General features: G+C 51.1%; 9 protein-coding genes. 3 read left to right on the top strand and 6 right to left on the bottom strand.

What is annotated here, in order from left to right:
- The 6 genes from ACETWG_04710 to ACETWG_04685 all read right to left on the bottom strand — a co-directional run.
- On the bottom strand, nt 1-1,009 hold a 1,009-nt coding region (locus ACETWG_04710), incomplete at its 3' end, for a hypothetical protein (GenBank protein MFB0515892.1).
- A gap of 16 nt (nt 1,010-1,025) precedes the next feature.
- Nucleotides 1,026-2,462, bottom strand: a complete 1,437-nt coding sequence (locus ACETWG_04705; protein ID MFB0515891.1) for a T9SS type A sorting domain-containing protein — start codon at nt 2,460-2,462, stop codon at nt 1,026-1,028.
- Entirely contained in the window at nt 2,459-3,949 is a 1,491-nt protein-coding gene (locus ACETWG_04700; protein MFB0515890.1) for a FlgD immunoglobulin-like domain containing protein, read from the bottom strand. The genes ACETWG_04705 and ACETWG_04700 overlap by 4 nt, the downstream gene beginning before the upstream one ends.
- 375 nt (nt 3,950-4,324) lie before the next feature.
- Entirely contained in the window at nt 4,325-4,921 is a 597-nt protein-coding gene (locus ACETWG_04695) for a T9SS type A sorting domain-containing protein (protein MFB0515889.1), read from the bottom strand.
- A 247-nt stretch (nt 4,922-5,168) separates the two neighbouring features.
- Nucleotides 5,169-7,127: a cellulase family glycosylhydrolase gene (locus ACETWG_04690; GenBank protein MFB0515888.1), complete on the bottom strand. Its 1,959-nt coding sequence runs from the start codon at nt 7,125-7,127 to the stop codon at nt 5,169-5,171.
- Nucleotides 7,128-7,188: 61 nt separating this feature from the next.
- The gene (locus ACETWG_04685; GenBank protein ID MFB0515887.1) at nt 7,189-8,103 is read right to left on the bottom strand and encodes a creatininase family protein; all 915 of its coding nucleotides are present in this window, start codon (nt 8,101-8,103) and stop codon (nt 7,189-7,191) included.
- A gap of 388 nt (nt 8,104-8,491) precedes the next feature.
- Between ACETWG_04685 and ACETWG_04680 the strand changes: the two genes are divergently transcribed.
- The 3 genes from ACETWG_04680 to ACETWG_04670 all read left to right on the top strand — a co-directional run.
- The gene (locus tag ACETWG_04680; GenBank protein ID MFB0515886.1) at nt 8,492-10,729 is read left to right on the top strand and encodes an SxtJ family membrane protein; all 2,238 of its coding nucleotides are present in this window, start codon (nt 8,492-8,494) and stop codon (nt 10,727-10,729) included.
- A gap of 44 nt (nt 10,730-10,773) precedes the next feature.
- The gene (locus ACETWG_04675) at nt 10,774-10,932 is read left to right on the top strand and encodes a DUF5989 family protein (protein ID MFB0515885.1); all 159 of its coding nucleotides are present in this window, start codon (nt 10,774-10,776) and stop codon (nt 10,930-10,932) included.
- 61 nt (nt 10,933-10,993) lie between these two features.
- A partial coding sequence (locus tag ACETWG_04670; GenBank protein ID MFB0515884.1) for an SGNH/GDSL hydrolase family protein occupies nt 10,994-11,608 on the top strand: 615 nt, incomplete at its 3' end.

Below are 11,608 nucleotides of genomic sequence, written 5' to 3'. Positions count from 1 at the left end.
AATGGCCGATATAGGCGGCATACAGCGGCAGGCGAATCCTTTTTAATCGTGGGGTGTAGCCGACGCCTATCGCGAGCTTGGTGGATGGACCGTACTTGCTGTTATAGGAAAACTCGTCAGACTGATGCTCTGTGGTGATGCGCTCCTGATATCGGTATGCCAGGCCGAAGGTCAAGTTCGGCTTATGAACATACACAACTCGGGCTTTAAGCGCACCATAGTACTTCTGGTGGATCGATTCAAAACGATCCAGTCCATTGACCGTGGTCATCTTATCGCCCTCCATGAGCTCGAAGGGCGTATAGGCAACCAGACCCATCGTGAGCCGCGGTAAGGTGGTTGTGAATCCGAGACCCAGGAAGTGTCCGGAGTAGCTGTAAGAACCGGTAGTAGTGGATTCAAAGTCAGAGGATAAATCTACCGAGGTGGTTATTTCCTGCCGCTCACCGAACCACTGGGTCCAGCTGATCCCCATACTGGTGCGTGGAAGCAGTCGGGTACTCATACCCACGGAGGCTGAGGAAATGTTCCCACTCTGCTGCCATGAGAATTCTCCCAGGGGATTCTCAATGGTAAGATCATCCGTGGTATAGATGGGATCATACCGGCCATTGAAGGCCGCGCCGATTGCCCAGGGTCGGTTCATTAATCTGAACGGCAAGGCCAGCGAGCAGTGGCCTGGTATCAGACGCTGCGACCGCTGATCAATGGTCGTATCCAATCCGTCTACCGGCTCAAGCCTGGTGGCGCTGAAATCGGAGGTGAAACTGGCGTAGAAGCGGAGGGAATTGAGGAAAGAAAGGGCCGCCGGATCTTCAAGAATGTCCGGAATCCGATCCGTTGATGGGAATACTATGTCTTCCAGCCGAAGTCCGGTAACCTCGGCTCCCTCATAGGGCAGAATAATGCCAGGGCTGGGAGAAATCTGGCCCCATAACCCGCGGGGAGCGGGCAACAGTATCAGGGAAACCAGGATGAACTCATACAAGGGTAATCTTGGTGCTTTCATTTCTTCTTTTTTATCCCTATTTCAGCAGCAGCATTTTGATGGATTTTGTATAGTTTAATGCCACTAAGCGCGCGATGTAAATGCCGGAGGGCAATTCACTGCCATTATTGCCCTTGCCGTTCCAGACCACGTAGTGAATCCCGGCCTCGAGCGGTTGATCCACCAGCCGCGCCACTTCGCGGCCCAGAAGGTTATAGACTATCAGCTGCACGTGCACTGACTGCGGTAGGTCGTAGCGGATGGTGGTGATAGGATTGAAGGGATTGGGGTACGCATCATAGAGCATGAAGGACAGCGGGTATGTCGGATTGTCTCTCTCAACCGCAACAAATTTACCATAGATGTTTCCATCGATCTGGGCAGCTATCAGGCGCCTGACTATATAATCCTGCATATTCAGCTCTAACAAACCAAGTCCGCAGGCATAAAATCTGGTTATTTCTTCGTATTCGTGGTACACGGATATGACATGGAAGGTGTCTTCGAATGCAGAAAGGGGAAGGTATCCATGGTCATGAATACTGGAGGAACCATACCAACAGTCCTCCCACGCCAAAATAGACGAGTCCATGACTGAAAAATCAATTTCGTCCCACTCGTTAAAAGGACACGGAGCGTAGCATCCCCAAGTAATGTATTTATAAAGGATTGCGTTCGTGGTGTCTATCTGGCAGTATGTGCTGTCGCTGAAGACGAAGTAGCGCCTGCCGTTGCTCATCACGGTATCGCCGGTAATGGTCAAGGACTGGTAACCCGTCACGCCCTGGGCCCACTCAGTAATTTCATATTGCCAGCGGTCACCGATGTGCATAGGGAAGTAGTCCAGGAACCAGAGGTTATCAGTGTCCTCAGGTACGAACTCGCCATATGTTACGCCGTTGATCTTGGTTGCGACTAAAGAATAGTAATGCGCATCTCCCCAAGGAGTATCTATACCAATACCTATAAGGCCGATAGGAGCAGCAAAAGTGATCCTGGCTTCCGGGGGCCGGCAGTCGACAGTTACAAAGGTATCTTTAAAGGCTGATAATTCCCTGCGCTCCTTCTGACAAACTTCGCAAAAATCATAGCACTCCGGACAAGTCCCGTTGCTAGAATCAACGAGGATGAAATCAAAAACCAATCGCTCACTATCGATATAGCAGATGCCGGTATCGGGGGCATAGGCATAAATACGTTGTTGAAGAGTATCAAACCGCAATAGTTCGGCATAGATCATGGGCAACGATGGATTGAAATAGAAATACCGTTTACCATTCGCTGCTGTGCTGTCTCCAGCGATCTGGGCTATGGTGTACCGGTCTGCGGTTTTTACTCCATTGCTGTACACCACTTCATTGTATTGCCAGCGGTCACCGATGTGCATGGGGAAGAATTCCAGCCAGCTGAGGGAGTCAGATTGGCCTATCACTGATGTGCCAAGAACCAGAAGCACTGTAGCTACTCGTTTCATCTCAGCAGCAGCATCTTGATGGACTGGGTGTACCCCGGTGTCGCTAATCGGGCGAGGTAGATGCCGGAGGGGAGAGGGCGGCCGTCTTGGTTCCGGCCGTGCCAGACCACGCTATGGGAGCCGGCGGGGACCAAGCCTTCCACTAAGCGAACAACCTCGCGGCCCAGAATGTTATAGACTATCAGCTGCACATGCACTGACAGCGGTAGGTCATAGCGGATGGTGGTGATAGGATTGAAGGGATTGGGGTAGGTCTGAAATAGTAGAACTGAAGTAGGAAGGTATTCTATTTTCTCCTTTGCACTCAAGGAGGTAGCGTCAGATGCAAGGCGCACAATCCAGAGGTTCCCTTTGGTATGAGGGCTGTAAATCCTGCCCGTTGAAATCAATCCGCTATCGGCCGTTATGTTCATAGCGTTGAAACTTGAAAAAACGCTATATCCCTCCGACGCAGCGAACCTGCGTACCCAAAGAGTATCACCCTGATCGTCCGTGCGAATGATCGCAGCATAGGAATAGTTAATAAGATCACCACAACATTGAGCAGTGGCAGCGAGGGCAAATCCGTTATCTGGCATTTCCTGTATTGCGATACCGTACCAATCAACAAACTCCTCAAATTCATACGTACGAGTCCACAAGGTATCACCCTCTGAATTTGCGCGTATAAGTAGCACACGCGACGGTGGGCCACCCCACGAAGCACCAGTCGATCCAAGAATCACGAATCCATCATCAGAAGTATGCTGGAAACTGGGTGCAATCGCCCAACCATAGGTGCGCGTCCAAGCGATATTACCCGTAGTGTCAACTCGCATTAGGAAAAGACCGCCTTCATCCGTGGAGAGAGTCCCGAGAATAAATATCGCACTATCGCCTACAGTTACAACATCATATCCCCGATCATCATCGGTAGTTGTCAGCCCATAGGTCCAGGACCAGATAACTTCTCCTAATGGAGAACATCGAACGAGCTGCACATCGCTTCCGGTGTCGCTATGGGAGTCCCCAATAGCAAGAAATCCCCCATCCCACGTCTGCTTAACTTTTTTCGCAACCCCCCCTCCGTACGATCTTGTCCACAAGGTGTCACCTTTGGTATCAGTTCGAATCAATGAAAAGCTATATCCCTGGCCAAGGGAGAGCAGGCCGCCGACAACGAATCCACTATCGGGCGTCTGCTGAACGGAGAATCCCATATCATAGCCACTTCCCCCGATCGTCTTTGTCCAAATAGTATCCCCTGAAGCATTGGTCCTTATCAGCCAAATATCTCTGTTACCGGTTTCCCTCGACGCCTCTATATATCCCACAATGATGAATCCGCCATCAAATGTCTGCTGGACATCCAAGCCTTCTTCCTCTAGCTCCCTCCCAAGCGTCATTGTCCAGAGGGTATCTGGCTGGGCTCTAAGTCCGGTCGAGAACATAGCCAACGCTAATACAACTGTCACTGCGCGAATGGTTCGCCCCCTCAACACTCGCATCAATCCCTACTTCACCAACACCATTTTGATCGACTTGTTGAACTCAGGCGTCACGAGACAAGCGATGTAGATGCGGTGGCTTGACTATTTTTGCGCGACTACGACCAGTGCCGCAGAAGCACCAGACAATGTAATTTGAAAAATCAGAGTAGACTCCCAAGAAGTTCATTTATCTAAATGTATGTACTTAAAATAAAATATTCCAGCTATTGGTCTTCCATTTCAGGATTTGTGCAAATGAAATGCCGCTTTGGCTAAGCGAGTGGATGGTTTAATGGAAAAATGGAAGTATCCGGTGCAGGCCGTGACGAGAAGCCCGAATAATGAAAACGGAGCGGAGTAAGGTCTCCCAGTCCTTCTTAGGGAGCTGGAATATCAGAAAATTGATATTTGTTTCAGAAATCTGATATAGCTATCAGGGTAATGCTGCGGCGTCGTTAAGCGGGCGATGTAGATGCCGGCCGAGGCTTGGTCCCCATCGGCTGTCCGGCCGTTCCAGATGGCCCAATGATAGCCGGACCCTAGCCTGCTGTCCACCAGCCGGACCAGCTCCCGGCCCAGCAAATCGTACACCACCAGTGACACATCAGTGATACGGGGTAGGTCATAGCGCAGGGTGGAGCCGGGATTGAAGGGATTGGGGTATGGGTAGGGCAGGCATGAAAGCAGCCTTATCAGGGCTCCTTTCTCGAAGGAAAGCGAAGTCTTGTGCCGCGGATAGGACTTCCCGACGTTCGCTCCGCTCTGTCGGGATAAACTTCTCGTCCTACCGATGGTGATGGTGCCGCGGATAGGACTTCCCGACGTTGGCGGGACTGAATCCCGCTGAAAGCGGGGCGAACCTACACGTCCAAAGGGACACTGGATCCTAAATACAGTGGGTGACCTTCGAGAAAAATAAATGTGTATCAGGCCCGTATCCGAAAAAATGACTTTAATCCCGACTCTTGTTTCCAGCTCAAAACTCACCATAATACTCTGTCAACTCACCAGATTACCAGCGATTTCTGGCCGAAACTCAGGAGAATATCTCTGCAATGTTGTGAGTTAAACTTTCTGAAAATCCACCATATTACTTTGAAGGATTAAGAGAATGCCGACCGATTTGAGTGAGTATTCAGGAGATTCCTTATCATATCTCCTGAATCAGATAGCTCTGCGTTGAACAAGAAAAGCCAAAGAATCTCCGGGGCCTTTAGTCCCCCAAGTCAATAACTTACTATTTTATAAGAACCATTTTAATGCTCTTCGTGTCTTCAGGTGTGATCATTCTGGCTATGTAGATTCCAGTTGGAATCTCACAACCGAACCGATCACGTCCATTCCAAATGACCTGGTAATAACCTGGCCCTAGACGGCTGTCACTCAATCTCACGATCTCCCGCCCAACGATATCAAAAACGATCAATGAAACATCTGTGACTTGTGATAAATCGTATTGAATCGTGGATGCAGAATTGAAGGGATTGGGGTAGTTCTGATAAAGGTTGAATGAGTACGGTATTGGATTTCTTTCAGCGGTACCTGATTGATGGGGATCCAGGATCCGAAGCAAGTCAAACCAAAGCCGGGTGTCACCGAAATCACCATGCTCCGCCACGATTTCCAACCGGTCCACGGCCGTCCAGTCAAACAGTCCCTGCGGCTCGAACCAGCCATTGTCCCAGGACCCCTTCTCTTCCAGGCCGGCGATGGGGATCTGCACGTGGTGCCAACTGCTATCTGGCAAGATCGAATTGGTGCTCCAGGAAGTACCCATCCGCCAGGGATGGTCGGCGGGATCCTCCGTTTTAGTATCGACGAACCTGATATCTAAATCCACACTGCTCCCGGTCGTCCGGATATAAAAATCGATGACATACTCCGCGGCAAGGAGATAGCTGAGATCCCTGTTGGGAACGAAGTCGAAGCCTATATTATTGTACTGGGCGGCTTCCGACCAGGAGATGCAGAAGGTTCCCTCGTAGGGATTCTCCTCATGATAATAATCGAGTCTGCCATGGTTATAGCTGGAATTGATGATATTTGGCTTAATGTAGTCGCTGAATATGAAAATCATGGAACTGTCTGGGACTATTCTATACTCGGATTGAGGCGGGACATTGAAGCCCAGCGCTTCAAGCAGATCGACATTCAAATCGTGGTCAAACATCTCAGCACTGCCTTCCTCGAAAAGCCCGAAACCACCGCGGTAATCCCACATGGTCCAGGCGATGGCATTCTGGTTCAGGTAATCGACGACGGCATCGTACCAGAAGACGCGGTCTTCGTGGTCTGAATTCGGGATGTACACCCCGAACTCCCCGCAGAAAATGGGAACTTGGCGGGCTTCCCGGAAAGCCACGGCGATGTCGATCAGTTCCTGAACGCGTGCAACTGAACCCTCCGATGGGTAAGCATTGAAAGCACTTTCGATCCAGGTACCCTGTAATAAAGGTGGGAGGGAGGGCATTCTGCCGGCATCGTAGGGGAAGGGAACGCCTGCCAGCGGAACCAGGGAAGGCTCTGCCCAACTGGCACCCTGGTGGGTGAAGAGGAACGGATCATAAAAGTGGAAGGTGTAGATCAGGTTGTCATCTTTATACACGGGCATTTCATCCAGGTTCCAGTAGCTATTCCAGCCGGCCGGACCCACCACGATCGTATGCAGTGTGTCAACTTCCCGAATTTTTTGTACAACGGACTCCTGGATGGAATTCCAGACAAAGTCGTCAATGCCGTGAGGCTCGTTCAGGATCTCGTAGTAGAGATTTTCATAGCTGTCCTTATAATGCTCGGCCAGTTGAGTCCAGACGGAGGCCAGGATTGTATATACTGTCGGTTGTGTATCCTCAGCGGGATCGAAGGTGTGGTTATCCAGGATCAGGTGCATGTCATATGCTTCCACCCAGTCAACCACCTGGTCCAGGAAGTAATACAGCAAAGGGTCGATCACATAATCCGGCTCACCATTGGTCATGAAGTGGAGATTGATAGGCAGGCGTATCACGTCCACGCCGAGAGTCTGCAAATCTTCGAAATCATCCTCGGTGAATTGCGTGAATTGGATCTCCCTAACCGATGATCGCTGAAACCACCCGGTGAGATTGACGCCCCGGTGGAACGGGACGTGGCCATAGCACACCACTACCATCAGGAGCGGGATAATAGATGACAGATACCGATGTAATGGATTCATGACGGTTTGACTTTCGTTGCACTTTCCGTTCGGTTACCGACTTCGAGTTCAATCATCGGAATTACTGCCTGGTCTTGAGGGGATTCTTGGCTTCCTCGAAGAAGCGTTCCTGAAGTTTCAGCACCCTGGTATCCTGCTTTACGTGCTTGATCAGTTTCACCAACTGATCCACCTTGGCCTCAATCAGTAGTTCACCCAGCTTGGGTTCGGCGGGGCTGCCGTCACCCGCGTAGTGGTTAGGAAACCGGGCATACCACCAAATGCCGGTTGTCGCATCCTGCAGATCGTTCAAACGTGCCTGGTCCTCTCCGCTCTGGGTATTTGCTTTCTCTGTCTCTACTAAATCGGGCCGATGGGCCAGCATGCGGGAGGTCTCAAGTTCCCCTGCATGCATATCCATCTCTGTCTTGCGTCTCTCAGCAACTTTTTCCAGAGTTACGGGGTCGTCTGAGGGGGTAAAAAGGTAGACTGCGTAATCTCGAGGCTCTTCCAATTGGACCTGCAGGAAATAACTTAAAAAACTATTGTTGCCCCCATGACCATTCACAAGAATGATCTTTTTCACACCATTACGGGCGAGTTCACCACAGGTCTCCTGCAGCATATTCCAAATGAGTTCATGGCTATACGCGATGGTACCCGGCTGGTGCTTCGCTTCATAGATCTGTCCGAAGTAATATTCTGGAAAGATAAGGGTATACTCGCGTTTGGCGGCACGCATAGCCATCTCCCTGACGTCGAGCATATCCGTACCCAGCGGAAGATGGGGACCATGCTTTTCCAGAATGCCCATAGGGATGATACAGGTGTAATCGGCTTTCTCAAGTGCTGTTTGGAATTCTATTGCCGTGAGTTCCTCGTATCTCACCGAAATGCCATCGCCGACCGCTTTGCTTCCCCACCCAACCGCGGGGTTTAGCACCAATGTAATTAAAACCAGGGTAATCAGGGACCTTATTGAGAGGGTAATCCACATTGGAATATCTCCTGGGTTGACATTGAAGCTTGATGATACCGCGAGTAAGTCTATGGTATAAGTTATTACGAGGACTTTAAGAACTACTTAAAATTAGAGGTTTCTCATTTGGAGTTCAGATGATACGTACATTGGCAAATCATTCGCGATTGAATTAGATCGTCCCTTACTCAAGTAGTAGTATCGATGGTTAGTTTACCCCAACCTAGCCCCAACCTTTAGAACCGATAGTAACGAAAGTTTAAGGTTCTCGGTTTTATTCTCATAGGCTTGTTTAAATACCTGTGGGCTGTAATGTTCTGCAGAATCTATGAAAACCTTGGAACCGTAGGAGGTCTCCCTTAGTTTTGCACTCCATTCGACCAAGTCATTTATATAAGGTGACAGGGTGACGGCTATTCTCGGCATTTCGGCCTTCTATCACGATTCCGCCGCCTGCCTGATTCAAGACGGCAAGATCACCGCAGCCGCCCAGGAAGAGCGTTTCTCCCGTATCAAGCACGACTACACCTTTCCCCGACATGCCATCGCCTACTGCCTGGAGGAAGGCGGCATCGATGCAGGGGACCTCACCTACGTGGCCTTCTACGATAAGCCCTGGATCAAGTTTGAACGGTTGCTGGAAACCTACTTGACTTACGCCCCGGTTGGCATCCATTCCTTCCTCAAAGCCATGCCCCTGTGGCTCAAACAAAAATTATGGATGTCAGATCTGATCGGGAGAGAATTGGGCTATGACGGGGAGATCATCTTCCCGGAACACCACCAATCCCATGCCGCCTCCACTTTTCTCGCCTCACCGTTCGAAAGATCGGCGATTATTACTGCGGATGGTGTAGGTGAGTGGACAACGACCTCCTGGGGAACGGGCAGTGGTAACCGGGTAGACCTGAGATATGAACTGCGGTTTCCACATAGTCTTGGGCTGCTCTACTCTGCATTCACCTATTATACCGGATTCAAGGTGAACTCCGATGAGTATAAGGTGATGGGTCTTGCCCCCTACGGCGAGCCCAGCTATGCCCAGCAAATCCTAGATGAATTACTGGACTTGCGTGAGGACGGATCGTTCCGAATCAACATGGAATATTTCAACTTCGCCAAAGGGCTTACGATGACATCCCGTCGGTTTCATAGATTATTCGGCGGGCCGCCTCGCGAAGCAGGTGAACCCCTCACTGTAAAAGATATGGACCTCGCCCGGTCGGTGCAGGTAGTCACCGAGGAGATCATGCTGCGGATGGCCCGGCATGTCAAACGCCAGACAGGGGAGTCGCACCTGTGCTTGGCTGGTGGTGTGGCCTTGAACTCGGTTGCGAACGGGAAAATATTGAGGGAGGGTATATACGATAAGGTCTGGATCCAGCCTGCTGCCGGGGATGCGGGTGGTGCTTTGGGAGCTGCCTTGGTGGTATGGAACCACGTACTGGATCAGCCCCGGCAGATTGATGGCATTGAGGATCAGCAAAGAGGATCGTACTTGGGACCCTCTTACTCTGTAGCTGAGATCGAGAAATGGCTTCAGGAAGAACGAATCCCTCATGAAAGGCATGACGCACGCACAATTCCCCAAATGGCAGCTGACCTTATTGCCCAAGGCAAGGTCGTAGGGTGGTTCTCGGGACGGATGGAGTTTGGCCCACGGGCCTTGGGAAATCGAAGTATTCTGGGGGCTCCCCGCAATCCACAGATGCAATCTATAATCAATCAAAAGATCAAGTTCCGAGAGTCTTTCCGGCCTTTTGCTCCCTCTTGTTTGCTTGAGGATACCGAAGATTATTTCGATCTGAAAGAACCCTCCCCCTATATGCTGCTGGTAACGTCGGTCAAGGAGTCGCGTAGAAGACCGCTGACCGATGATGAACGCGACCTTACCGGCCTGGATCTGCTCAACGTGCATCGCAGCGACATCCCCGCTGTGACCCACGTGGACTACTCAGCCCGCGTCCAGACCGTCCACCACCAAGATAATCCCCGGTTCTATGCACTCATCCAGGCCTTCAAGGCGATAACGGGCTACGGAATTGTTATCAACACCTCGTTCAACGTACGGGGCGAACCGATCGTCTGTACACCTCAGGAAGCCTATCAGTGCTTCATGCGCACGGAGATGGACGCGCTCTTCCTTGAAGACCTGGTACTGCTCAAAACGGACCAGCCGGTCTCTCAGTTGGATTCAAGTCAGCGACAACCATCCAGGATGGATCGGTTGCGGTCACGGTTCAGAAGCGGTCCGAATATGTTCACTGACCGTGACCGGCGCCGTTTTGGTCTAACGATGGCTGCGGCTCTAGCTGCTCTGGGCGGACTGTTTGTCTGGCGGGACACCTCAGCCTGGCCGTATCTGTTCGGGCTCGCTGCCTTTTTTACCGTAACAGGGCTCCTCTGCCCGAAAGTTCTGGGACCCATCCAGGTGGGGTGGATGACCTTTGGCAAGGTGTTGTCCCGAGTGGCAACAACAGTAGTACTTACGCTTTTTTATTACATGGTTATCACGCCTGTGGGTCTGATGCTCAGACTGGTTGGAAAAGATTTCCTGCTCCTGAAAAAAGACGCCAAGCAAACGTCGTACTGGCTGGCAATGGAGCAGAACGGGCCCGGGAGCAGGCCTTTCAAACCCTACTAATAGTGTGGAACTCGGTAGTAATCCTGGGTAACATATCCGCAGCTATGGCTCGAACATCGAAACTAGCTCTGATCTGGGATTTTCTGAAAGTAAGGAAGAAGTGGTGGCTGGCTCCCATTGTGGTCCTTCTGCTTCTGCTCAGTCTCTTGATTGTGTTGACCGAAGGTTCGGCCTTAGCGCCCTTTATCTATACTATCTTCTAGCCTTCAATCTCGGGCAGCGGGTGAAACCTTCGATTGAATCCCCGATAACTCTGATCTATCCGTGACAGCGTCATCTCACTCCCTCAGGCAACTGCTCATCCGTCTCGGTCTGCTTGTTCTGAGCCCCCTTATCGTTTTCGGCTTGCTCGAGCTGGTTCTTCGCCTGATTGACTTTGGACCGGACCTGGCGCTGTTCGTGCCCTACGGTGACACGGGACAATACCTGACACCGAACAGAGATGTATCCTTGCGCTACTTCAGCCGGGCCGAGATGTCCGGTTTCAGTTCAGAGAGTTTTTTCCTTAAGGAAAAAGGGGATTCCACCCTGCGGATCTTCGCACTGGGTGGTTCCACCACGGCCAGTTTCCCATACTACTTCAACGGCACCTTCCCCGCCCTTTTGAGAGACCGACTGGTTCAAGCCTACCCCGAGTATAAAGTGGAGCTGGTGAACCTGGGTATGACTGCAGTTACTTCATTCACCATCTTGGATTTCACCCGCGACCTCCTGACCTACGGTCCGGATCTGCTGCTGGTTTACATGGGGCATAATGAGTTCTACGGTGTCCTTGGCTCCGCCTCCACCCAAGGGATCGGCAGTTCCAGAGCTTTAACCGTGGGCTACCAACGCCTGCGGCGGCTGAAGGTGTTCCAACTTTTGCGTCTTATCGTATGG

Source organism: Candidatus Neomarinimicrobiota bacterium (assembly GCA_041862535.1).
Taxonomy (GTDB): domain Bacteria; phylum Fidelibacterota; class Marinisomatia; order SCGC-AAA003-L08; family TS1B11.
The sequence above is the reverse complement of the archived record's forward strand: the minus strand, read 5'-3'. Positions and strand labels throughout refer to the sequence as shown.

Bases quoted from the DNA above. Each gene is read 5' to 3' on its own strand.
- ACETWG_04705 (MFB0515891.1), bottom strand. From the start codon at position 2,462: ATGAAACGAGTAGCTACAGTGCTTCTGGTTCTTGGCACATCAGTGATA.
- ACETWG_04700 (MFB0515890.1), bottom strand. From the start codon at position 3,949: ATGCGAGTGTTGAGGGGGCGAACCATTCGCGCAGTGACAGTTGTATTA.
- ACETWG_04695 (MFB0515889.1), bottom strand. From the start codon at position 4,921: ATGGTGAGTTTTGAGCTGGAAACAAGAGTCGGGATTAAAGTCATTTTT.
- ACETWG_04690 (MFB0515888.1), bottom strand. From the start codon at position 7,127: ATGAATCCATTACATCGGTATCTGTCATCTATTATCCCGCTCCTGATG.
- ACETWG_04685 (MFB0515887.1), bottom strand. From the start codon at position 8,103: ATGTGGATTACCCTCTCAATAAGGTCCCTGATTACCCTGGTTTTAATT.
- ACETWG_04675 (MFB0515885.1), top strand. From the start codon at position 10,774: ATGGCTCGAACATCGAAACTAGCTCTGATCTGGGATTTTCTGAAAGTA.